The 22,409-nt window shown below is 53.4% G+C and carries 23 protein-coding genes and 1 tRNA gene; 1 reads left to right on the forward strand and 23 read right to left on the reverse strand.

Features of this window, described 5'->3' with window-relative positions:
* Nucleotides 1-263: 263 nt before the first annotated feature.
* Nucleotides 264-881, forward strand: coding sequence for a PEP-CTERM sorting domain-containing protein (locus JXO50_09500; protein ID MBN2333324.1), 618 nt, complete (start codon nt 264-266; stop codon nt 879-881).
* A gap of 254 nt (nt 882-1,135) precedes the next feature.
* Here the strand turns inward: JXO50_09500 and JXO50_09505 are convergent.
* The 23 genes from JXO50_09505 to JXO50_09615 form a co-directional block, all read right to left on the reverse strand.
* Nucleotides 1,136-1,211, reverse strand: a tRNA-Asn gene (locus JXO50_09505).
* Between the two features lie 63 nt (nt 1,212-1,274).
* Complete coding sequence (locus tag JXO50_09510; GenBank protein ID MBN2333325.1) at nt 1,275-3,674, reverse strand: endonuclease MutS2; 2,400 nt, start codon at nt 3,672-3,674, stop codon at nt 1,275-1,277.
* Nucleotides 3,675-3,681: 7 nt separating this feature from the next.
* Entirely contained in the window at nt 3,682-4,125 is a 444-nt protein-coding gene (locus tag JXO50_09515; GenBank protein ID MBN2333326.1) for a GatB/YqeY domain-containing protein, read from the reverse strand.
* Nucleotides 4,126-4,234: 109 nt separating this feature from the next.
* Complete coding sequence (hisF, locus tag JXO50_09520) at nt 4,235-4,996, reverse strand: imidazole glycerol phosphate synthase subunit HisF (GenBank protein ID MBN2333327.1); 762 nt, start codon at nt 4,994-4,996, stop codon at nt 4,235-4,237.
* 4 nt (nt 4,997-5,000) lie between these two features.
* Nucleotides 5,001-5,726: a 1-(5-phosphoribosyl)-5-[(5-phosphoribosylamino)methylideneamino]imidazole-4-carboxamide isomerase gene (gene hisA, locus JXO50_09525; protein MBN2333328.1), complete on the reverse strand. Its 726-nt coding sequence runs from the start codon at nt 5,724-5,726 to the stop codon at nt 5,001-5,003.
* A gap of 1 nt (nt 5,727) precedes the next feature.
* On the reverse strand, nt 5,728-6,414 hold the full coding sequence (locus JXO50_09530) for a hypothetical protein (protein ID MBN2333329.1): 687 nt from the start codon (nt 6,412-6,414) through the stop codon (nt 5,728-5,730).
* Nucleotides 6,415-6,469: 55 nt separating this feature from the next.
* Complete coding sequence (gene hisH / locus JXO50_09535) at nt 6,470-7,108, reverse strand: imidazole glycerol phosphate synthase subunit HisH (GenBank protein MBN2333330.1); 639 nt, start codon at nt 7,106-7,108, stop codon at nt 6,470-6,472.
* Nucleotide 7,109: 1 nt separating this feature from the next.
* Nucleotides 7,110-7,709: an imidazoleglycerol-phosphate dehydratase HisB gene (hisB, locus tag JXO50_09540; protein MBN2333331.1), complete on the reverse strand. Its 600-nt coding sequence runs from the start codon at nt 7,707-7,709 to the stop codon at nt 7,110-7,112.
* Between the two features lie 4 nt (nt 7,710-7,713).
* The gene (hisD, locus tag JXO50_09545; protein MBN2333332.1) at nt 7,714-9,030 is read right to left on the reverse strand and encodes a histidinol dehydrogenase; all 1,317 of its coding nucleotides are present in this window, start codon (nt 9,028-9,030) and stop codon (nt 7,714-7,716) included.
* A gap of 22 nt (nt 9,031-9,052) precedes the next feature.
* The gene (murA, locus tag JXO50_09550) at nt 9,053-10,345 is read right to left on the reverse strand and encodes a UDP-N-acetylglucosamine 1-carboxyvinyltransferase (GenBank protein MBN2333333.1); all 1,293 of its coding nucleotides are present in this window, start codon (nt 10,343-10,345) and stop codon (nt 9,053-9,055) included.
* Nucleotides 10,333-11,208 (reverse strand): peptide chain release factor N(5)-glutamine methyltransferase, encoded by an 876-nt coding sequence (gene prmC / locus JXO50_09555; GenBank protein MBN2333334.1) that lies wholly within the window; start codon nt 11,206-11,208, stop codon nt 10,333-10,335. The genes murA and prmC overlap by 13 nt, the downstream gene beginning before the upstream one ends.
* A complete protein-coding gene (prfA, locus tag JXO50_09560; protein MBN2333335.1) occupies nt 11,205-12,272 on the reverse strand; it encodes a peptide chain release factor 1 in 1,068 nt (355 codons plus the stop codon). The genes prmC and prfA overlap by 4 nt, the downstream gene beginning before the upstream one ends.
* 225 nt (nt 12,273-12,497) lie before the next feature.
* Nucleotides 12,498-13,187 carry an FAD-dependent thymidylate synthase gene (locus JXO50_09565; protein MBN2333336.1) on the reverse strand — a complete coding sequence of 230 codons (690 nt, stop codon included), beginning with the start codon at nt 13,185-13,187 and terminating at the stop codon, nt 12,498-12,500.
* Between the two features lie 3 nt (nt 13,188-13,190).
* Entirely contained in the window at nt 13,191-13,397 is a 207-nt protein-coding gene (gene rpmE, locus JXO50_09570; GenBank protein ID MBN2333337.1) for a 50S ribosomal protein L31, read from the reverse strand.
* Between the two features lie 146 nt (nt 13,398-13,543).
* Nucleotides 13,544-14,791 (reverse strand): transcription termination factor Rho, encoded by a 1,248-nt coding sequence (rho, locus tag JXO50_09575; protein MBN2333338.1) that lies wholly within the window; start codon nt 14,789-14,791, stop codon nt 13,544-13,546.
* 525 nt (nt 14,792-15,316) lie between these two features.
* Nucleotides 15,317-15,937, reverse strand: a complete 621-nt coding sequence (locus tag JXO50_09580; GenBank protein ID MBN2333339.1) for an XTP/dITP diphosphatase — start codon at nt 15,935-15,937, stop codon at nt 15,317-15,319.
* Nucleotides 15,938-15,953: 16 nt separating this feature from the next.
* The gene (gene rph, locus JXO50_09585) at nt 15,954-16,736 is read right to left on the reverse strand and encodes a ribonuclease PH (GenBank protein ID MBN2333340.1); all 783 of its coding nucleotides are present in this window, start codon (nt 16,734-16,736) and stop codon (nt 15,954-15,956) included.
* Nucleotides 16,737-16,903: 167 nt separating this feature from the next.
* Nucleotides 16,904-17,632: a (2Fe-2S)-binding protein gene (locus JXO50_09590; GenBank protein ID MBN2333341.1), complete on the reverse strand. Its 729-nt coding sequence runs from the start codon at nt 17,630-17,632 to the stop codon at nt 16,904-16,906.
* 32 nt (nt 17,633-17,664) lie between these two features.
* Nucleotides 17,665-19,515: a 4Fe-4S binding protein gene (locus JXO50_09595; GenBank protein ID MBN2333342.1), complete on the reverse strand. Its 1,851-nt coding sequence runs from the start codon at nt 19,513-19,515 to the stop codon at nt 17,665-17,667.
* Nucleotides 19,516-19,546: 31 nt separating this feature from the next.
* Nucleotides 19,547-19,996 (reverse strand): NAD(P)H-dependent oxidoreductase subunit E, encoded by a 450-nt coding sequence (locus JXO50_09600; protein MBN2333343.1) that lies wholly within the window; start codon nt 19,994-19,996, stop codon nt 19,547-19,549.
* A gap of 2 nt (nt 19,997-19,998) precedes the next feature.
* Complete coding sequence (locus JXO50_09605; GenBank protein MBN2333344.1) at nt 19,999-20,934, reverse strand: pyruvate synthase subunit beta; 936 nt, start codon at nt 20,932-20,934, stop codon at nt 19,999-20,001.
* Nucleotides 20,934-22,112 carry a pyruvate ferredoxin oxidoreductase gene (gene porA, locus JXO50_09610; GenBank protein ID MBN2333345.1) on the reverse strand — a complete coding sequence of 393 codons (1,179 nt, stop codon included), beginning with the start codon at nt 22,110-22,112 and terminating at the stop codon, nt 20,934-20,936. Before porA ends, JXO50_09605 begins: the two co-directional genes overlap by 1 nt.
* Nucleotides 22,112-22,405, reverse strand: a complete 294-nt coding sequence (locus JXO50_09615; GenBank protein MBN2333346.1) for a 4Fe-4S binding protein — start codon at nt 22,403-22,405, stop codon at nt 22,112-22,114. The genes porA and JXO50_09615 overlap by 1 nt, the downstream gene beginning before the upstream one ends.
* Between the last annotated feature and the right edge of the window lie 4 nt (nt 22,406-22,409).

The raw sequence follows: 22,409 nt of genomic DNA on the forward strand, positions 1-22,409 counted from the left end.
AATAATTCGTAACAAACGCAGTAAAATCAAGCCTGATTTAGTGAAAATAGCGGCTTAACCCTCTAAAAACTTTAGACTGTCAAGTCAATTAATAAATTACTAAATCTGCTGACTTGAAACTATTGGCATAGACTCTGCAGTATAAATTTGGCACAGCGGATTTAGTGGAAAAATATTACATTATGGGGAGAATTTACCTTAAAATTATATTTTGACAGGATGGCCTCTGAGGCGAAATGAAAACAATGGGAGGGGAGATTACAATGAAAAAAAAGCTTACAGTGATGGCAATTGCGTTCTTTATGCTAAGTGTAGCAGGAACAGCATTTGCGATTCCTACCACCTTGGTTGACGAAGGTTCTACATGGCAATATTCCGTTCTCAATAATGATTTATGGTCAAGCTGGGCTACTGCCGGTTACGATTCGTTTGATTGGGATACTACTAGCATAGTATGGCAAACGGGAGATGCTGCTTTTGGTAATCCGTATTCTCTCTCCTACAATACTTATTGGGCAGCAAATACAGATTTGGCACTCCAACAAACCTTCAATATTGATGGGTTACTTGAGGCACCCATAACGCTCAATGTTGCTTCTGATAATGGATTTATGGTTTTCATCAATGGCCAGCAAGTTGCCAAACAGAATGCAGAAGGTTATACTGCTTATTGGGAATATACGTTGCCTCTGACAACACTTGGCTTTATTTCCCCTGGAGACAATATAATTCAGGTGTTGGCAGAAGATCATGGCGGAGCCACCTTTTTTGACCTGAAATTGACTGGTGATGTTGCCCCTGTTCCTGAACCCTCGACAATCCTCCTCATGGGTTTTGGACTTGCCGGACTGATCGGCATAAGGGCCAGGAAGAAAGCTTAATCAATTCCCACTATCAATTTTTACTACAGGGCAGGGTCTCCATACCCTGCCCTTTTTTCATTTCATGTCATAAATCCCCAGAGAACGCGAGGGTGTAATAAGTTAAGATTGCCACTATGAAGCTCAACTAAATAGCCATGCTTTCAAACTTAATATTCTCTGCGAATTTGTTACGTATATAGGGCAGACAAGTTATTAGTGGCCATGTTGCAAAAAAAGGCCGTTTCTCATATGAGAAACGGCCTTGAGGCATCTGGCTCCCCGGGACGGACTCGAACCGCCAACCTAGTGGTTAACAGCCACCCGCTCTGCCGATTGAGCTACCAGGGAACAGTGAAGCAGGCTGTTTTTATAGGGAAAACAGTCGGGAAAGTCAAGATTTTTTTGTTTCTTTTATTCACCAGCCAGTTTTACCACCGTCACTGCCTTGCCGCCTTCATTGCCGGACGGATGGTAGAAGTCAGAAACATAATGGATCTCCCGCAATAATTCATGGACGCCCTCCCGCAGGCGGCCAGTTCCGAAACCATGGACAATTTCTACCTGTTGGATGTTGGCCCGCACCGCCTGGTCAAGATAACGCATGAGTTCTTCCCGGGCCTCTTCAACCCGCTTGCCAATCAAGTTGAGGGTCAAGGGAATGTCGCCCGGTGATGATGATCTTACCCGGACCTGGCCCAGGCGACCGGTAGGTGATTTGCCAATAATGGCGACTATTTTTTTCAATGGCAGACTGGCCTTCAGATTACCTCCCAGAGAAACGGTCACCAATTTTTTCTGTTGATCAACAGATTCAACCTCGGCCGGGTGGCTGGTTCCCGCCAGCCGGACGCGAACCCCGGGCAGCAGTTCCGCCAAAGGTACAGGGGTTGGCGGTGCTGCTGGGGGCGCCTCGGGCAGCAGATCACCCACTTGCTTTTTCATCAGGGAAAAATCATGGCGCAGGGCACCGGTTTTCATCTCCTTGCTTACCCCCTCACGACGCTGGGCTTCAAGGATAGCCAAAAGTTCTTTAAACCTGTCTTCAGCCTGACGGGTGATCTGCGCCACCTGGCGGGTGGCAGTCTGGCGAAGATTCTCACGCGCCTCAAGCAGCCGCTCCCGCTCTTTGCGGCACTCCTCCTCCAGCAGATAGGCTTGCTGTTTCAGGCGAAAAAGCTCCCGTTCCTTGACATCCACCTGCGCCAACCGCTTTTCCAGTTTTTCGGCCAGCATGACCACCTGATCATGCTCCCGATCCAGATATGAACGAGCCCTATCAATAATGCTTCTGTTCACCTGGAGACGCTGGGCAATATTCAGGGCATTACTCAGGCCGGGAACCCCGTAATGGAGCCTGTAGAGCGGCTTCATCGATTGGGAATCAAACGATACGGCGACACTCTCGATCCACGGACGCTCATAGGCATAGGCCTTGACATTGTTGTAGTGGGTCGTCACCACGAAAGCCGCCTGACGGTCATGGAGTTCATCAAGGATTCCCAGAGCCAGGGCAGAGCCTTCCTGGGGATCGGTACCAACTCCCAGTTCATCAAAAAGCACCAGCGTGCGTTCATTGCAGTCAGCAAGAATGGCGTCAATATTCTTCAAATGGCCGGAAAAGGTGCTGAGGTCTTCGCTGATACTCTGTTCATCACCGATATCCGCCAATACCTGGCAAAACAAGGGCACGACACTCTCGCGGTCAACGGGCAGCGGCAGAGCGCAGCGAGCCATAAAACTGATGAGTCCCAGGGTTTTCAGGGTCACCGTTTTACCGCCGGTGTTGGCCCCGGAAATGACCAGCCCCTGAATGCCGGGGGCAAAAATGATATCCACCGGCACCACCTCTGCGGCTGTTTTTTCAGCAACCAGCAGGGGGTGACGGGCCTGCTGCAGGGAAAATCCCGCGGACCAGTCGGCAGCCAGTCGGGGGGATGTCCCGCCGGTTTCCCGGCCAAAGAGGGCTTTTGCTTGGATCATATCAAGATGAAACACCCGCTCCAAAACCGCCATTATCTGCTGGCGCTCTGCGCGCAGATGGAGGGCAATCATCTTGAGGATTCTAATCTCCTCTTCCTGCTCCTCCTTGCGCAGAATGCCCAAGGTATTATTCAAACCGATGGTCTCAACCGGTTCGACAAAAAAGGTCATGTGGGTCCGGGATTGGTCGTGGATGATGCCGGAAAAAAACGTTTTGAAGTTGGGTTTTACCGGAATGACATAACGATTGTTGCGCACCGTCACCAGATGATCCTGGATGATCGGCTGCAAAGCAGGATTGTCAAGATGGTTGGCAAGAATCGCCTGCACCTTCTGACGGGTCGTCCTGATCTGCCGTCGGATGTCAGCCAGGGCAAAACTGGCCTCATCCTTGATCCCTTCCTGGTCATCAATGCAGCTGTTGATCAGTTCCATCAGCGGCCTGAAGGAGCTGATGCCGTCAAACAGCTCCCGCAACGGCACAAAGGGTTCATCAAGGACGGCGGCAAACTGGCTTACATTGTCAAGGCAGCGGAATGTTTCGGCAAACACCAGCAGGGAATGCGGCAGCAGGTAGGTATCTTCAATCCGGATCCGCTGAAGATCTGGCCCAAGATCCTGAATGCCGCCCAGGGGAACACTCCCGTATTCCCCCACCAGATCCATAAAAAGGACTACCTGGCACAAGCCCGCAGACAGCCCGGCAAAGGAGGCGGCAGAAAGGGGAAAAAGGCACTGGCAGGCCGCCTTTCCCCGGGGCGTCATGGCATGCCGGGCAACCAGCCGGATTATCCCGGCAAAATCAAGTACCCGCGCGGCATGATGTTCCATTGATCGGTCAGGGAAGGAGGCTGGAAACCAGGCGGTTGACAATTTTCCCGTCTGCCCGGCCGCCGGCACGGGCCATCACCGTCCGCATCACCAATCCCATATCCTTTTTGCTGGTGGCGCCGGTTTCTGCGATGGCCGCCTTCACCAGCTCTTCAACCTCGGCCTCATCCAGCTGTTCCGGCAGATAGGCCGCCAGGACTTCCAGTTCGGCCTGCTCTTTGGCCACCAAATCGTCGCGGCCGCCCTTTTCAAACTGACCGATGGATTCTTTGCGTTGCTTCACCAACGTGGCCAGCAGCTTCATGATCTCTCCATCGGCCAGCTCATGGCGCAGAGCAATCTCTTTATTCTTGATATCGGCACGTACCATGCGGATCGTTGACAAACGGACTTTATCTTTGGCCTTGGCCGCCGTTTTCATATCTTCAGTAAGCTGTTCTTTCAAATTCATTTTCTGCCTGCCTTTCTTGATCCTAATGATGTCCTTCCTGTCCTGACAAACGGTCATGGCTCTGGAAGCGCCTGCAGCCAGCTGGAAAACATACCTTAACGGCAGCGGTTCAAACGTCACGAACCCGGATATGCCGCTCGTGCAAAAAAGATTTTGCCTCGCCGATGGTATATTCCCGATAATGAAAAATGGAAGCCGCCAAAGCAGCACTGGCGTTGGCTTTGGCAAAACCGTCATAGAGATGTTCCAGGGTACCAACACCGCCGGAGGCAATCACTGGAATATCAACGGCATCCACAATCGTTTTGGTCAATGACAGATCATAGCCATCTTTCGTTCCATCGCGATCCATACTGGTAAGCAGAATTTCTCCCGCCCCATAGCTTTCCATCTTCCTGGCCCATTCGACCGCATCAATGCCGGTGGGTGTCCGGCCGCCGTAAATATACACTTCCCAACCGCCAATAGATCTGGCCTTGGCATCAATGGCCACCACAATGCATTGGCTGCCGAACCGCCGGGAAGCCTCCAGCACAAATTCCGGCCGTTTGACCGCCGCCGTATTGATGGACACCTTGTCGGCCCCGGCCTGCAACAGAACACGGATATCATCAAGGGTGCGGATGCCGCCACCCACCGTCAGGGGAATAAAAACCTGCTCGGCGGTCCGGCGCACCACGTCGAGGATGATATCCCGCTGGTCGCTGGAAGCGGTAATGTCAAGAAAGGTCACCTCGTCGGCTCCCTGCTCATCATACATGGCCGCCACTTCCACGGGATCACCGGCATCCCGAAGCCCGACGAAGTTAACCCCTTTCACCACCCGCCCGTCTTTCACGTCCAGACAGGGAATAATCCGTTTTGCCAGCATCGATTTATCCTTCAGTCAGCGCTACTGCTTCGCGCAAATTGAGTGTGCCCTCATAAATGGCCCGCCCGGTAATCGCCCCCACCACCCCTTGAGCTTCAACCGTCAACAGCTGTTCCAGGTCAGCAAGGGAAGCAATCCCGCCGGAGGCGATCACTGGGATCTCCAGTGCCGCCGCCAGCCGACCGGTTTCTTCTACATTAACGCCGGTCTGCATCCCGTCCCGCATGATATCGGTGTAAATGATGGCGGCAACCCCAAGGTCCTGCATCTTCCTGGCCAGATCAACCGCTTTCAGTTCTGTTTCCTCGGCCCAGCCACGGGTGGCAACCATGCCCTGCCGGGCATCAATGCCGACACAAATCCGGCCGGGGAAAAGGCGGGCCGCTTCAGCTACAAGATCCTCCTGTTCAACCGCTGCCGTCCCCAGAATAATCCGGTCGAGACCCAGGTTGAGGTAGTCCTCGATGATTGCCAGGGAACGGATACCACCACCCAGCTGACAGGGAATGGTCAATGTCCGGACAATGGCGGCAATCACTTCCCGGTTAACCGGGTGGCCGGCAAAAGCCCCATTCAAATCAACCAGATGGAGATAACGGGCCCCTTCAGCCTGCCAATGCTCCGCCATCTGCACCGGATCGGTGGAAAACAGCGTATCGTCATCCAGCCGCCCCTGGCGGAGGCGGACGCAGTTGCCATCTTTCAAGTCAATCGCAGGAATAATCAACATTTTATCGGATCCTCTTCCCTTTTAATCCCGGGAGTTGCTGCACCAGCCTGGCAATCCCCACATCCGCCAGTTCCCCGGCCGTCAGCCATTTTCCTCCGCCCTGGAGAAACGAGCCAAGGGCAGTCAGATCTTCACTCAGCTCCTGCTGGGTATGGTAGAAAGTACCGGACCAAACCTTTTTACCGGAATGGGCATCAACCAGAAAAACCTCAAAACCCACCGACGCCGGCCGGGTTACACCATAAGGCCCCCCGACGCGCTCAAGATAGCGGGTAATAGTGCCAAAAATGAGCATCTCTACATGCAAGCGTCGACCAATCTCCACTACGGGAATCTTGCCCAGATCAGGAATAACCGTCAGTGCCTGCTGAGGTTCAACAACCTGGTGCAAGCCGTAGATAGCTATTTCTCTGGCCATCGAGGTTGCGGTGATCATGCCGATGTCACTGGCCACCTGCTCGCATCTGATATCGCGATCAGACAACTGACAGGTGGTAATTGTCTGAATGTTGCCCTTGCTGCCCGCCGCGTGAAAAGGCAAAACAGCGACCCTTTGATAGGCACGCACCTCAGGCTCAAGCGGCGTAACCATGACCCCCTTGGCAACACACGATGGCAGCCAGAACAGCATGCCTATGATGGCCAGACCCAGCAGCCACCACCGCTTCAACACTCCTTGTTCTATCATACCGCTTCCCCCTCGTAAACCATCCTGCTTCGTTTGTCAGCCCGCAATCAGCAGGTTACGAACCAACCTGTTTGCCAAAAGCCTCAAGAATGTGCAAGCCCCGTTGCTGGCTCTTTTCTGGATGAAACTGGGTTGCGAAGATATTATCCTTATGGATCGATGAAACAAAATCAATCCCATAGTCAGTAGTGGTGGCAATTACTGCCGGATCATCAGGAATAACATAGTAGGAATGGACAAAGTAAAAATAGTCTCCATCGGCAACCTTTTGCAGTTGAGGGACCTCACCCTGCTTCCTGATGACATTCCAACCCATATGGGGTATTTTCAGGCAGGCTCCGGGGACATCGGGATCCGGCATCTGATGGGAAAACGGCACCACGGAGCCTTTCACGACATCAAGGCCGGGATAGGCACCAAATTCCTGGCTCTCAGAAAAAAGCACCTGCAACCCCAGACAAATACCCAGAAAAGGTTTTCCCGCCGCAATGCTGTTAAGGACCGGCTGGATAAGGGCGTAGCGATCCAGATTTTCCATGCAATCCTTAAATGCCCCAACCCCGGGCAGAATAATGCCCCGGGCATCAGCAATTTTCCCGGCAGAACGGGTAATTTCAGCGGCAAAACCGGCTTTTTCCACCGCCTTCTGAACACTGCGCAGATTCCCCATACCATAATCGACAATGACAATCATCTCATAACATCCCTTTCGTACTCAGGGGCCAGCCGGCTAGGGCGGCATCGGGCTGCCAAGCCTGACGCAGCGCATGGGCCAAGGCTTTGAAAACAGCTTCAAAGATATGGTGCTGATTTTTGCCATAGTGAACGTTGATATGCAGGGTCATGCCGCTGTGGCTCGAAAAAGCCCGAAAAAACTCTTCCATCAATTCGGTATCCAGTTCGCCGACCTTCTCCACCACAAGAGGCACATTAAAGGTCAGGTTCGGTCGTTTGGCAAGGTCAACGGCAACGGAACAGAGGGCTTCGTCCATGGGGATAGTCGCCTGTCCATAGCGGGTGATGCCACCGCCATCACCCAGCGCCTGGGCAAGAGCCTGCCCCAGGCAGATGCCCAGATCCTCAACCGTATGGTGAAAGTCAACCTCGAGATCGCCAACGGCGGTCACCTCCAGGTTTGCACGACTGTGACGACCAAACAACGTCAGCATATGATCCATGAAGGGAATGCCGGAAACAACACGCGTCATTCCCTGTCCATCCAGCACCAACGCCAGACGGATATCCGTTTCCTCCGTCTTGCGGGCCACCTTTGCCTGCCGATTCTGCTCAGTCATAGCCTTATCCTTCTGTTTCCTCCTGGAGATTAGACATCCGCAAGCCCACGGCCCGGCCATGGGCCTGCAACCCTTCCATCCGGGCCAGGTCCTGAACCGGTCGCCCATAGGCAACCAGTGAACGATGGGTAAACGACAAAACACTGGATCGTTTAATAAAGTCATGGACACCCAAAGGCGACGAAAATCTCGCCGTACCCCCGGTGGGCAAAACGTGGTTGGGTCCGGCAAGATAATCGCCCAGCGCCTCCGGGGTATAGTGCCCGAGAAAAATTGCCCCGGCATGCCTGATTGCGGTCATGGCCGCCATGGGATCGGCAACTGCCAGTTCAAGATGTTCGGCGGCAAAACGATTAGCCAACTGCAAGGCTTCATCGAGGGAGCGGGTAATAATGATCGCTCCCTGGTCGGCCAAAGACTTCCCGGCAATCTCCCGTCGATCCAGTTTTTCAAGCTGAAGCTTGAGCTGTTCCTTGACGGCCGCCGCCAGCTCCTGGCTGGGGGTCATCAGCACCGCCACCGCCAGTTCATCATGTTCAGCCTGGGACAGCATGTCAGCGGCAATCCAGGCAGGTCTAGCGGAGTGGTCAGCAACAACTAAAATTTCGCTGGGACCGGCGACCATATCAATGCCAACCCGACCAAAAACCTGACGTTTTGCCAAAGCCACGTAGATATTGCCGGGACCGACAATTTTATCTACGGCCGGAATGCTTTCCGTACCATAAGCCAGAGCCGCCACCGCTTGGGCACCACCTATCCGAAACACCCGATCAACACCACACATGCGGGCCGCCGCCAGCACTGACGGATTATATCCTTTGGGTGCCGGAGAAACCATGATCACCTCATCAACGCCGGCAACTTTGGCCGGCAGTACATTCATAAGCACCGAGGAGGGATAGGACGCCTTGCCGCCGGGCACATAGACCCCAACCCGATCAAGGGGAGTTACTTTCTGCCCCAGTAGAATCTCACTTTCATGATCGTCAAACCAAGACTGCTGGACTTGCCGCTGATGGTAGCGGGAAACCCTTTCAATGGCCAGTTTGAGATGCGCCACTTTTTCAGGGGGTAAGGAATCAAGCGCCGCGTCCATTTCGGCCGGCGAGACTTCCGCCGGCAGCACCCCAAGGTCAAGTCCATCAAATTTTTTGGTATAATCGAACAGGGCCGCATCCCCTTCCCGACGGACACGGTCGATGATCTCCCCGACTGTCTGTTCCGCTTCCCGGGTCAGCTCGGGATTCCGTTCGCATAGTTGCTGAAAAAAAGGCTGAAAAGCGGCGGCAGAGCTTTCAAAAACAGTAACCGTCGTCATAATGTCTCCCTTTCCTCACTCGTCACGCGCCGGCAGGCACCCGCCAAATATCGGCACCCATGGACTGAAGTTTCTTTTCAAATTGAAAATAGCCACGATCAAGATGATAGACCCGCGAAATACGCGTTTCTCCTTCGGCTGCCAGGCCAGCCAGCACCAGACTGGCACTGGCCCGCAGATCGGAGGCCATAACCGGCGCCCCGGAAAGCATTGTCACCCCTTTAATAATCGCACTACGCCCTTCCAGCTCAATATCAGCACCCATCCGCTGCAGCTCAAAGACATGCATGAAGCGATTTTCAAAGACCGTTTCCGTAATAACACTGGTCCCAGCCGCCAGACAAGCAAGAACCATAATCTGGGCCTGAACATCGGTGGGAAAACCGGGAAACGGCATGGTTTTAACATCAAAACCACAGAGCGGCCGACCGGCGGCTACCTGCACATCAATACCATGATGAGGCAAACGGGGATCAACCTCCCCAACAGGGGTAATCTTAAGGCCCGCTTCCTGCAATTTGCCGACCTCAGCACCCATCACCCCCAGGGGGCAGTTTTTAATAATAACCTTACCGCCGGTCAGTCCGCCGGCGATCATAAAGGTTGCAGCTTCAATACGATCCGGCATGACGGCATAATCAGCCGGTCGGAGCTTTTCGACCCCCTCTATGCTGATAGTGGCGGTGCCGGCACCGGATATCCGGGCCCCCATTCCCTGCAGACAGTTGGCCAGATCGATAATTTCTGGTTCCCGGGCGGCATTGCGCAGCACAGTGGTTCCCCGGGCCAGGGTCGCAGCCATCATCAGGTTCTCCGTCCCGGTAACCGTCGGCAGGTCAAAGGTTATATCTGCACCATGCAAACGCGCCGCCCGACCATGGATATAGCCGTGCTCCACCGTAATGTCGGCTCCCATCATTTCAAGCCCGTGAATATGGAGATTCACCGGCCGGGCACCAATGGCACAACCACCCGGCAATGAAACCCGGGCTTCACCGAAGCGGGCCAGCAAAGGACCGAGAACCAGAATTGAGGCCCGCATGGTTTTCACCAGCTCATAGGGTGCCTCCCACGAAGTAATGCCTGAAGTATCAATCTCCAGCCGTTCACCATCGGCAAGCAGTTCGGCACCCATGGTTTCAAGGAGGCTGCTGATCGTCGCAATGTCCCGCAGACAAGGAATATTGGCAAACCTGCTTCGCCCCTCAGAAACCAGCAATGATGCTGCAAGAATCGGCAGTGCAGCGTTTTTTGCCCCGCTGACGACCACTTCCCCGGCCAGTTTTTGCCCACCCCTGACTATTATGGTGTCCATCTGCCTACCACAACCCGTTCAATGCCGCGTAAGTCACGCTTGGTGTACAGTGCAGCGGGATGCTGCTCGGCCAACAGTGCCAATACCGCTGCCGCCTGCCGGTCACCCACTTCAACAATCATAAAACCACAGCCACCCAGCAGTTCAGCTGCCCGGCGGCTCAAGGCACGATAATAGTCCAGGCCATCCTGACCACCATCGAGGGCTGCGCGCGGCTCCCTGCAAACCTCCGGCGACAGCGACGACAGATCAGCTGTGGGAATATAGGGTGGATTAGCCAGCACTACATCCCACGTTTCTCCTGCAGCGGGCTTGATCTGGCGCAGATCGGCAACAGCAAACCTCACCTGCGGCAAGTCGAGCCGTCGGGCATTCTCTTTGGCCACGGCAACCGCCTTGGAACTCAAATCAATACCCAGCCAGGAATACCACTGCTTCTCTTTGAACTGGTTGGCCAAGGCAAGAACAATGGCACCGCTGCCGGTCCCGAAATCGACCACCGAGCCCCCGTCAGGATAATAGTCTGTCAGAATCTCAGCAGCTGCTTCAACCAGATGTTCCGTCTCCGGCCGCGGCACGAGGACATCGGGGGAGACCATAAAGGGCAACGACCAGAACTCCCGTTCACCCAGGATATGGGCAATCGGCTCACGCTGTCGTCGCCGCAAAAGCAACTTTTTAAAGGCTGCCAACTCATCGGCAGACAGGGGCCGGTCATGGTGGAGGTAAAGATCGAGACGCCTGCATGCCAGAACCCTGGCCAAGAGCAGTTCCGCATCCAGCCGCGGCGTGGCAACGCCATGTTTTTCCAAATATGGGGCTGCCCAGCCAAGCAGGCTGATAACCGTCCAGAGGTCGCTCATTCTTGGCCAGCCTTCAAGGCCTCCGCCTGGAAATGGGTCGCCAGAGAGTCAATCACCTCATCCAAATCACCAGCCATCACCTGATCTAGCCTATGGAGCGTCAAGCCAATGCGATGGTCGGTTACCCGTCCCTGGGGGAAGTTGTAGGTTCTTATCCGCTCACTGCGGTCGCCGGACCCCACCTGCTGCCGCCGGTCAGCGGAAATCAGGTCGTGCTGCTCCTGCTGCTTCAAGTCCAGCAGCTTGGCTTTCAGAATTTTCATTCCCTTTGCCTTGTTTTTATGCTGTGATCTTTCGTCTTGGCAGGAGATTACCAGGCCGGTGGGAATATGGGTAATCCGAACGGCCGAGTCGGTCGTATTGACACTTTGTCCCCCGGGTCCCGACGAACGGTAGATGTCGATACGAAGATCATTGGGATTGATGTCCAGCTCCACCTCGTCTGCTTCCGGCAGGATGGCCACCGTAACTGCGGACGTATGAATGCGACCCTGGGATTCGGTTGTTGGCACTCGCTGCACCCGGTGGACGCCGCTTTCATATTTTAACCGGCTGTAGACCCGCTGTCCCTGCAGCAAAGCAATAATTTCCTTGAATCCGCCCACCCCGGTAAAACTCTGGCTAAGAATCTCAATCTTCCACTTCTGCTGTTCCGCATACCGGCTGTACATCCTAAACAGGTCGGCGGCAAAAAGGGCTGCCTCATCACCGCCGGTGCCCGCCCTAATTTCCAGGACAACATTTTTTTCATCATTGGGATCCTTGGGCAGCAGCAGGAAATGCAGCTTTTTATTCAAAGATTCTTTCTCTCTGGTCAAGCCCGGCAGCTCTTCCTGGGCCAGCTCTTTCAGCTCTTCATCATTTCCCTGCAGCACCTCCTGGTTTTCAGCCAGTTCAGCTACTACTTTTTTGTACTGCTGGTAACATTCAACCAGCGGCCGGAGGTCGGCCGCTTCCTTGGCCTTTTCGCGATACCTTTTAGGATCTGCGGCAACCTCTGGAACCATCATTTCCCGTTCCAGCTCGAAAAATCTTTCTTCTACTTCATGCAGCTTGGAAAACATACCAATGACCTTAGCAAAGACTTATAACAATAAGAGGCCGGGATACTCCCAACAGCCTTAACCGCAGGCACAACCTATGGACAGCACCTGGAATGAAAAAGGCTGATGGCAGAAAGACAACGGGCAGGGTGCCCATACCCTGCCCGCAATAAACACTGATTCAGCAGCGGCCGAAACACCTGAAAGGAAATCTTCCAGCCTACCGCATAAACCCAATCTAGACTATCACTGAAGAACGTCAAACTCCTGCCGGACAACGCTGGCTTCACCACAACTCAGAGCTCCTTCCGGGCAGGGCCCCGCTAGGCAGGCCGGACCGGCATCTCGAAACAGCAGGGGAGATATATTCCTTACCTGGCGGAGGATCTCCACAGCCAGGGCTCTTATTTCCCACTGAGCCCGGCGGCAGCATCGAAGGCGAAAAAAATGGCGCAGCTCCCGGGCATTCATGGTCATCACCAACCGGGTGTCGGCTCCATTGGGCAATACAAACCGAGCATCTTCAGCTGGAACCCCCTGTTGCCGGAGTCGGCCATAAAAGCTGGCCAACCCAGCCATGGTTTCCCTGTATTCCTGGCACAGCGCCTCATCACCGCCAATGGATGGCGGAATCTGGTAGGTAAAGCCGCCATCAAAGGCAACATAGCGCTGACTCTGCTGCGAAAATGAGGCAATCCGATGGCGGACAAGCTGATGTGAGAGCGCTCTGGATACCCCCTCAATACCGATGGTAAAGGAAGCATGCTCCAGTACAGAGTAGTGCCCCAGATTGAGGATTTTCTCGATCAGTTGCCGGTCATCTGCAGCATCGCTCAAGCGAAGAGAATCAATGCCCTCCGGCGAATAGCATAACCTGGCGGCCATGGCCACAACCTGCTCAGGGTCAACAGTATGAGCAAGAACGGTGACCTGCAACAATCAGTTCCCGGGTTTAGCGTATTTGCGACGGAATTTTTCTATGCGACCGGCGCTATCAACAAACTTCTGCTTGCCGGTATAGAATGGATGACACGCTGAACAGATTTCAACCTTGATCTCATCAATCGTGGAGCGGGTCTCAAAACTGTTGCCACAGGCACAGGAAACACTGCAGGTATCATATTTGGGATGAATATCTTTTTTCATAAAACGCGTTGAACCTCCTTGTCACTGGACTTCCGGCATCCTTATATGGATGCGAAAGGTGAAAGTAGCCGGAACCAGCTGTTTTTGTCAATTATTTTTTTCCATCAGGACGTCATCTGTTGTCATCTTTGCCGAAGGCACCGGCGTCACTGGTGCATAGAATCAAGAAACTCGGCGTTATTTTTGGTTCCTTCCATTTTTTCCAGGAGAAACTCCATGCTTTCCACCACCCCCATGGGCTGGAGAAACTTGCGCAAAATCCAGACCAACTGCAGGTCGCGTTTGCTCATCAGCAGATCCTCCCGCCGGGTTCCTGAACGACCAATATCAATGGCCGGAAACGTCCGCTTGTCAGCCAAGCGACGATCCAGATGAAGCTCCATATTGCCGGTTCCCTTGAACTCCTCAAAAATAACATCATCCATCCGGCTGCCGGTTTCAATAAGGGCCGTTGAGATAATTGTCAGGGAACCACCTTCCTCGATATTTCTTGCCGCCCCGAAAAAACGCTTCGGTTTATGCAACGCATTGGAATCTACACCGCCTGAAAGGACTTTACCACTGGGAGGCACCACCGTATTATACGCCCGTGCCAGCCGCGTAATACTGTCAAGAAGAATAACCACATCATGTTTGTGTTCGACCAGCCTTTTGGCTTTCTCAATCACCATCTCAGCCACCTGCACATGGCGTTGAGCCGGTTCATCAAAGGTGGAAGAGATAACCTCGCCATTCACCGACCGCTGCATATCGGTGACCTCTTCCGGCCGTTCATCAATAAGCAGAACAATCAAGGTAACTTCAGGGTGGTTGCTGGTCAGGCTATTGGCAATGTTTTTCAACAGCACTGTTTTGCCCGTCCGCGGCGGTGCAACAATCAGCCCCCGCTGCCCTTTGCCGATGGGAGTCATGAGATCCATCATCCGCATGGCATAATTGTCACTTTCCCGTTCGAGCATCAGCCTCTCTTCAGGAAAGAGGGGGGTCAAATTATCAAAGAGAATTTTATCCCTGGCCACTTCGGGATTTTCATGATTGATTTCCTGTACTTTCAACAGGGCAAAATATCGTTCACTCTCTTTCGGCGAACGAATCTGTCCGGAAACAGTATCGCCGGTTCGCAGATTAAAGCGTCGAATCTGCGATGGTGAAACATAAATATCGTCGGGACCCGACAGGTAATTATAGTCGGGAGCCCGTAGGAAACCAAATCCATCGGGAAGAATTTCCAGCACCCCTTCGCCGTGAATGGCGCCATTTTTATTAGTATGGGCCTGGAGCAGGGCAAAAATCAAGTCCTGCTTGCGCATTCCGGCGGCACCTTCCACCTTCAAATCCTTGGCCATTGCAGTCAAGTCAGAAATTTTTTTGGTTTTCAGATCATTTAAATTCATTCAACGTTCCTCTGTTTTGGTTGAAACTGCGTAGCAAACAGTATGCTGTTTTTAACAGTATTTTTGAACGGTGAGGCAGCCACGGTCGCCCAACCTGCAAACCCATAGGCATGCTTTCTATGCAAGGTATGTGCTGATGTATAGTATTCGTAAGGATGGAAGGTTTTTCCGTCAGGTTTTAGATCAGCAGGGCAGGATTGTTCCCATACGAAAATGGTTATTCACAACACGCTGCCGATATGCAGCCCTATATGTATGATTATGAACGATACGAGAAAGGAATATGAGTGTCGGGCGTTATACTATGCTGGCTGGGGTAAACTACCAAATCCCGTCTATTAAAAATCGCTAATGGCAACCGTATAATTGCTTACCACTCTTTTGTCAACTCTTTTTTATTATGGTTATTATGGGAAACATCACCACCACCGGCCCATAAAGCAGTCTGGTTCAAGCTCGCCTCTGCCCCCCGGGTGCATGCCCACCTGAGCCCGGCAGCATATCAGTGGCCGAACCGGTTGCTCCTCAATCCAGGGAGTTTCTGCTTGAGGTGCACTTGTGCAGCCAGTCATGCAGCTGGAGCAGTGCCCGACCTCGATGGCTGATCTGCTGTTTTTCCTGCAGGCTGATTTCGGCCATGGTACCCGTGAAGTCTGGCGGCAGAAGAAAAAGAGGATCATAACCAAACCCCTCATCTCCTCGCAGGCCGTAGGCAATACGCCCCTGACATCGCCCTTCAAACGTGAATATCTCTTTGGTCGGCGCCGCCAGGACCAGCACACACACAAATTCAGCTGCCCGTTGTGCCGCAGGAACACCACGCATCCTGGCCAGGAGCAACTGATTGTTTTCCTGGTCTCCAGCATCAGGTCCGGCGTAACGGGCGGAATAGATTCCCGGCTCACCACCGAGATGAAAAACAACCAGACCGGAATCATCGGCCAGAACCCACTTGCCGGTTTTCCGAACCACATACTCCGCCTTCAGGCGGGCATTGGCGGCAAAACTATCACCATCTTCAACAGGCATCTTCAGGTTTGGAAAATTCTGCAATGACAGCAAGTCAACCGGCAAATCAGCCAGCACTTGGCGAATTTCCCGCAATTTTCCCTGGTTGCCCGTGGCAACAACAATATCCTGCGGCATCATGGCAACGTTTTTTTCAACTTTTCTGGAGCAGCGATTCGAGTTCGCCGCCAAAAACAGCCCTATTCATCCGACCGATCAGCTCGTCTATTCCCTGCTGGGCCATGGCCAGCATCTGCTGCAGTTCATCGGCAGCAAAAGGGGCTCGTTCGGCGGTACCCTGAACCTCAACATACCTGCCGCTGCCGGTCATGACCACATTCATATCAACCTCAGCAGCAGAGTCTTCCTGGTAATTAAGGTCGAGCAGTGGCATACCATCGATTAGACCAACACTGATCGCCGCCAGACTGTCTTTGAGAGGAACCTTACCAGGCAGCTTTTTACTCTCACGGAGCTGCCGCAAGGCTAAACCCAATGCTGCGTATGCTCCGGTAATGGAGGCGGTTCTGGTTCCACCATCAGCCTGCAACACATCACAGTCGATCCAGATCGTCCGCTCACCAAGGTTTTCCAGATCGACAATAGATCGCAGGCTGCGGCCGATCAGGCGCTGAATCTCCATCGTTCTGCCGCCCTGCTTTCCCCGGCTTGCTTCCCGCTGGCTGCGGCTATGGGTGGAACAAGGCAGCAGGGCATATTCCGCCGTCAGCCAGCCGCTGCCCTTCCCCTTAAGGAACCTGGGAACAGACTCTTCCACAGTGGCCGCACAGAGAACCCTGGTGCTGCCCATACTTACCAGGACGGACCCGGCAGGATAATCCAGATAGCCCGGCTGAAAATTCACCGTCCGCAACTGTCCAGCATCGCGACCATCCTGTCGGCTGGACAGACCACCTTTTTCCAAATTTTCTACCATTCTTGATCTTCCTCCGACGCTCCGGTTCTGCACGCAAGCTATCCCGGCATCGCCTCGCCATAACCAGGCACACATAAGATTGTCGTAAAACGATGAAAAAAGGCGACTATTGCTCCCCCAAAGGAACCACAGCCACCTTTTCAACCGTAGAACGTTGAACAAACTGTCTACTTTTGCATTGCCCGGCAGTCGCGGCATAGATCAAAAAAATCCGCCGCCAAATCATATTTCTGTTGCAGATAGCGGAGCTGAAAATCAGGAGCAAATTCCACCCCGCACTCACTGCAGGCTCTAAGCTTCAATACCCGCGACCAACGGTCAATAATTTTTTCATCACCATCTTCCTGAATCCGGATGGCATTGGTAGGGCAGACATAGACACAGGCCCCGCAGCCAATGCAGAATTCAGCTTCCTCACCAAAGGGAGGAACCACAACCCGCTCAACGCCTCGATTGGCAAAAGTTATGGCGTTGGCACCAACCACCTCCCGGCACACCCGCTCGCATTGACCGCAAAGAATGCAATCGTCATAGTTGAGTGAAAAACGTGATTCCGTCAGGCCATATTCGGCCGCCAGTTGATTCAGGCGCGGCGAGGTGTCGCAGCGGGACAACAGCAACTCCAGCACCATGCGCCTTGCACTGCGCACTTTTTCGGTATCCGTCTCCACTTCAATGGGGCCGGTTATGGGGTAATTGCAGGATGTGGCAAGCGAGCGCCAGCCGTTTTTCACCACTTCCACCAGACACAGTCGACAGGCACCATAAGGCTCCAGGAGTTCATGGTGGCACAACGTGGGAATCCGAACCCGATTGGCGGTTGCCGCTTCCAGGATCGTCGTTCCCTTCTCCACCTGCACCTTTTTCCCGTTTATTGTTATCTCAATCATCATCATTCCCCTTTACCGTCAGTGGGATACAGAACTGATTAAATAATTTTCACCGCATCAAACTTACAGGCTTCATAGCACATACCGCACTTGATGCATTTTTCCTGGTCAATCTCATGGGCCTCTTTCTTCTTACCATGGGCAGCCTCAACCGGACAAACCCGGGCGCATTTATGGCACCCGGTGCAGGCTTCGGGATCAATTTCAAAACGGATCAGCTCTTTACAGACCCCGGCCGGACACTTTTTATCATTGATATGGGCAAGATATTCAGCCCGGAAATAACGTAACGTACTGAGTACCGGGTTGGGAGCCGTTTTCCCCAGGCCACACATGGAGCCTTCCTGGATCACCGGCGCCAGCTCTTCGAGCAGTTCAAGGTCAGTCAGTTCTCCCTCACCTCGGGTAATCTTATCGAGAATTTCATACATCCTGGCTATACCTTCGCGACAGGTTGTACATTTACCGCAGGATTCACCTTTAAGAAAATTAACAAAATACTTGGCCACATCCACCATGCAGGTCCGGTCATCCATCACAATCATGCCACCGGAACCCATCATCGAACCAACCTTGCTCAATTCATCAAAGTCGACCGGCAGATCAAGATGTTCTTCAGGAATACAACCGCCGGAAGGCCCGCCGGTCTGGACCGCTTTAAACGCCCGACCTCCCGGGATGCCGCCACCGATATCAAAAATAATTTTCCGCAGGCTGATACCCATGGGCACCTCAACCAGACCGGTGTTATTAACCTTCCCCACCAACGAGAAAATCTTGGTGCCGGGACTGCCCTCCGTGCCGATGCTACGAAACCAGTCTGCCCCTTTGGCAATAATAACCGGCACGTTGGCCCAGGTCTCGACATTATTCAACACCGTCGGCTTACCCCACAATCCGCTTTCAGCCATATGGATATGTTTGGCCCGGGGCTCGCCCACCTGTCCTTCAATGGAAGCAATCAACGCACTCGATTCACCGCAGACAAAAGCACCGCCACCGCGGCTGATTTTGATATCAAAACTGAAATTACTACCAAGAATACGCTCCCCGAGCAGACCGGCCTGCCTGGCAACATCAATGGCGATGGTCAGGTTGGCAACCGCCAGGGGATATTCATGCCGCACATACACATATCCTTCGGTTGCTCCAACGGCATAGGCACCCAGGAGCATCCCTTCAATAACCGAATGAGGATTCCCTTCCAGCAAACTGCGGTCCATATAGGCACCGGGATCGCCCTCATCGGCATTACAGATGACATATTTCGTTTCGCCGGCGACATTCAGGGTTGATTCCCATTTACGGCCGGTGGGAAAACCACCGCCGCCACGGCCTCGCAAACCAGCTTTCTTCACTTCCTCCACCACGCCGCCCGGCGTCATGTCGGCAAGAGCCTTAGCCAGCGCCCGATAACCGCCAATGGCCAGGTAATCATCAATACTGGTGGGATCGATCAAACCGTTGCTGCCAAAAATAATGCGTTTCTGCAGCTTGTAAAACGGGACATCCTGCTCCAGAGCAATCTTTTCTTTGGTGCTGGGCAAGGCATAGAGCAATGCATCGATCACTTCGCCACCCTTGACCGTTTTAGCGATAACCTCGGGAACATCGTCAACCTTCACCTTATGGTAGAGAACCCCTTGGGGGTGGATAACCATGAGCGGGCCCTGCTCACAAAAACCGTGGCAGCCGGTGGCCTTCAGTTCCACATCCACCAGCCCCTGTTTCTCCAGCTCCTGCTGCGCTGCGGCCACAACATTAGTACACCCGTGGGCCTGACAGCCTGTACCGGCACAAATGGTAATCACTGTCCTTTGAGGGTCCCGGGCAGCGACACATTCCTGGCAATAGGCTTCCAGTTCCTGGAATGATGCTATTTTTTTCATGGGAAAAATCCTTTTCAGCTTTCACATACGATTAACGATACTGTTCCACCAGTTTTTTGACCTGACCAGCTTGCATGTCACCGTGGTATTCCTGATCAACCACCACCACCGGCCCCAAAGCACAGGCACCCAGGCAGTTGACCGTTTCCAGGGAAAAGTGCTGATCATCGGTCGTACAACCCTGCTCGACACCCAGTTGGCGCTTAAGCTCATCAAGAATCCGGCCGGCGCCGCGCACATGACAGGCGGTCCCCATGCACACGTTGATAATATGTTCCCCTTTCGGCTCCAGGCTGAAGGCTTTGAAAAAGGTGGCAATGCGGTAAATCCGGGCCAGGGGAATTGCCAGTGATTCAGCCAGGGCCCGAAGGTCTTCCACTGGAAGATAGCGTTTGGCACTCTGGAGATCCTGAAGCATGGCAATAATCTGTGCCGGATCTGCGCCATATTTGGCGATAAGAGATTGTACCGTAGTTTCCATGGTTAGCCCTCACTCATTTCAATTTTTTTCAACAGCCGGTCATAGGAACTGTCCACATGCTGCTGAATAAATGCAATATCAGCCTCCTTCAGGTGCCGGAACCGGCCTTGGGGCTTCAGATAATCAGCCACCGGACGGTGGTTTTTATATGATACGGTCATCCGGTATTGGCCATTTACCACTTCATACAGCGGAAATACCTTGGTCTGCACCGCCAGGCGGCCAATGGAAAGAGCCAGATTTGGCGCCAGTCGCCAGCCGGTGGGGCAGGGAGCCAATACATGAATATAGGCCGGTCCTTTAGCCTCCGCCCCTTTGCGCACCTTTTCCATCAGATCAAAAGGATAGCTGGGGGAGGCGGTGGCAACATAAGGGATGTCATGGGCAACGGCGATTTCGACCACATTTTTCTTCATGGTCACCTGGCCAATACTCTCGCTGCCGGAGGGTGAGGTGGTTGTTGATGCCCCATAGGGAGTTGAGCTTGACCGCTGAATGCCAGTATTCATGTATGCTTCGTTATCATAGCACAGGTACATGAAATCATGTCCCCGCTCCAACGCACCGGAAAGGGCCTGCAGGCCGATATCCACCGTGCCGCCGTCACCAGCCTGGGCGATGATCTTAATCTCCCGATCAACCGGATACTTACCCTTTTTCTTGAGGATTTTAATGCCGGCTTCGACCCCTGAAGCCACGGCGGCAGCATTCTCAAAAGCCACATGAATCCAGGGCACCTTCCATGCCGAATGGGGGTATGATGAGGTAACGATCTCCAGACAGCCGGTGGCGTTGGCGATGATAAAATCCTGCCCCAGGGTTTTGGCCACCAACCGCACCGCCAGCAACTCAGCACAGCCCTGACAGGCTCGATGGCCATTGGCCAGGGATTCCTGCTGAGGTGCCATCTTAGCCGCATATACATTTAAGGCATCCATTATTCCCTTACTCCTATCATCTTGTATTCGTGAACTTCACGCTGCTCAGCCATCCGCTCAGCCATGTCCACCATGGTCGTAAAGTGCTCGATCGTCACATCCCGACCCCCAAGACCGGCAATGAAACTTGCCACATAGGGGGCATTCTCGCTATTATACAAGGCAGAACGAACCTCGGTGGCAACCGGCCCACCGGGACTGCCAAAGGATACCGCCCGGTCCACCACTGCCAGGGTTTTTACTCCCCGGAGCAGTTCCCGCAGCTCTTCATGGGGAAACGGCCGCCAGAGGCGCAGACGAATCAGACCAACCTTCCTGCCCTGCTCATCCTTCATGATGTCAATGGCTTCCATGGCCGTCTCACTGATGCTGCCCATGGTCATCAGCAGGGTTTCAGCATCGTCGGTTCGATATGATTCAATGACATGGTAATAGCGGCCGAACTTTTCACCAAATTCCTTGAATACTTCCTTAATGACCGCTTTCGACTCAATCAGGACCATATCCTGAGCCTTCTTGGCTTCAAAGTAAATCTCCGGAATCCCCACCATTCCCATACTGACCGGTTTGTCGGGATTGAGCTGGACAAGGGGCTCATAGGGTGGCAGAAAGCTGTCGACCTCCGCCTGATCGAGAAACTCATGGGGTTCGATAACGTGGCTGAGGGTAAATCCGTCAATATTGACGCTGATGGGCAGCATGACCCGGTGGTCTTCGGCAATCTTGAACGATTGCAGGGTCAGGTCAAAGGCTTCCTGGCCGTTTTCAGCAAAAATGGCAATCCAGCCGGTATCCCGCACACTCATGAGATCACTGTGGTCGTTCCAGATGCTGATCGGACCCGACAGGGAGCGGTTGGCAATCGTCATCACCACCGGCAACCGCATGGCCGGGATAATAAAGAGGATCTCATTCATCAGCGCCAGTCCCTGGGAACTGGTTGCCGTATAGGTTCTTGCTCCGGCTGCCGAAGTGCCGGCGCAAACACTCATGGCTGAATGTTCCGATTCCACCGGAATGAACTCCGCCTGCAGCTCACCATCAGCCACCAGCTCCGAAAGGTGCTCCACTATATGGGTTTGAGGGGTGATCGGATAGGCAGCGATGGCGTCCACATTAGCCAACTTCACCGCTTCACTGATCGCCAGCGAAACCTCGATTCCGATTCGTTTTGCCATCACTTCTCCTCCTCTACCATGCTGATGCAACCGGTCCAGCATTCGGTGGCGCAGATACCGCAACCCTTGCAATGATCATAGTCAAAATCATAGGTGCCATCCGCAGCCAGCCTGATGGCATCATCGGGACAGGCCAGATAGCAAACGCCACATTTGATGCATTTGCTTTTGTCGGTAACCGGCTTTTGCGAACGCCAATCCCCGGTCCGATAGTCAGCTGAACAGCCGGGATTGGTCACCATAAAGGCAATATCAAATTCTTTCCACGTCATTTCATTGAAATTTTTGGCCATCGTC

Origin of the sequence: Candidatus Anaeroferrophillus wilburensis (assembly GCA_016934315.1) — a bacterium.
In the GTDB taxonomy this organism is placed as follows: Bacteria; Desulfobacterota; Anaeroferrophillalia; order Anaeroferrophillales; family Anaeroferrophillaceae; genus Anaeroferrophillus; species Anaeroferrophillus wilburensis.

Bases quoted from the DNA above. Each gene is read 5' to 3' on its own strand.
- hisA (MBN2333328.1), bottom strand. From the start codon at position 5,726: ATGTTGATTATTCCTGCGATTGACTTGAAAGATGGCAACTGCGTCCGC.
- prfA (MBN2333335.1), bottom strand. From the start codon at position 12,272: ATGTTTTCCAAGCTGCATGAAGTAGAAGAAAGATTTTTCGAGCTGGAA.
- hisD (MBN2333332.1), bottom strand. From the start codon at position 9,030: ATGACGACGGTTACTGTTTTTGAAAGCTCTGCCGCCGCTTTTCAGCCT.
- rpmE (MBN2333337.1), bottom strand. From the start codon at position 13,397: ATGAAAAAAGATATTCATCCCAAATATGATACCTGCAGTGTTTCCTGT.
- JXO50_09580 (MBN2333339.1), bottom strand. From the start codon at position 15,937: ATGCCGCAGGATATTGTTGTTGCCACGGGCAACCAGGGAAAATTGCGG.
- JXO50_09615 (MBN2333346.1), bottom strand. From the start codon at position 22,405: ATGGCCAAAAATTTCAATGAAATGACGTGGAAAGAATTTGATATTGCC.
- JXO50_09600 (MBN2333343.1), bottom strand. From the start codon at position 19,996: ATGGAAACTACGGTACAATCTCTTATCGCCAAATATGGCGCAGATCCG.
- hisF (MBN2333327.1), bottom strand. From the start codon at position 4,996: ATGCTGGCAAAACGGATTATTCCCTGTCTGGACGTGAAAGACGGGCGG.
- JXO50_09515 (MBN2333326.1), bottom strand. From the start codon at position 4,125: ATGAATTTGAAAGAACAGCTTACTGAAGATATGAAAACGGCGGCCAAG.
- rho (MBN2333338.1), bottom strand. From the start codon at position 14,791: ATGAATTTAAATGATCTGAAAACCAAAAAAATTTCTGACTTGACTGCA.
- rph (MBN2333340.1), bottom strand. From the start codon at position 16,736: ATGGTAGAAAATTTGGAAAAAGGTGGTCTGTCCAGCCGACAGGATGGT.
- JXO50_09500 (MBN2333324.1), top strand. From the start codon at position 264: ATGAAAAAAAAGCTTACAGTGATGGCAATTGCGTTCTTTATGCTAAGT.
- murA (MBN2333333.1), bottom strand. From the start codon at position 10,345: ATGGACACCATAATAGTCAGGGGTGGGCAAAAACTGGCCGGGGAAGTG.
- JXO50_09595 (MBN2333342.1), bottom strand. From the start codon at position 19,515: ATGAAAAAAATAGCATCATTCCAGGAACTGGAAGCCTATTGCCAGGAA.
- prmC (MBN2333334.1), bottom strand. From the start codon at position 11,208: ATGAGCGACCTCTGGACGGTTATCAGCCTGCTTGGCTGGGCAGCCCCA.
- hisH (MBN2333330.1), bottom strand. From the start codon at position 7,108: ATGATTGTCATTGTCGATTATGGTATGGGGAATCTGCGCAGTGTTCAG.
- hisB (MBN2333331.1), bottom strand. From the start codon at position 7,709: ATGACTGAGCAGAATCGGCAGGCAAAGGTGGCCCGCAAGACGGAGGAA.
- JXO50_09605 (MBN2333344.1), bottom strand. From the start codon at position 20,934: ATGGATGCCTTAAATGTATATGCGGCTAAGATGGCACCTCAGCAGGAA.
- JXO50_09590 (MBN2333341.1), bottom strand. From the start codon at position 17,632: ATGATGATGATTGAGATAACAATAAACGGGAAAAAGGTGCAGGTGGAG.
- JXO50_09530 (MBN2333329.1), bottom strand. From the start codon at position 6,414: ATGATAGAACAAGGAGTGTTGAAGCGGTGGTGGCTGCTGGGTCTGGCC.
- JXO50_09510 (MBN2333325.1), bottom strand. From the start codon at position 3,674: ATGGAACATCATGCCGCGCGGGTACTTGATTTTGCCGGGATAATCCGG.
- porA (MBN2333345.1), bottom strand. From the start codon at position 22,112: ATGGCAAAACGAATCGGAATCGAGGTTTCGCTGGCGATCAGTGAAGCG.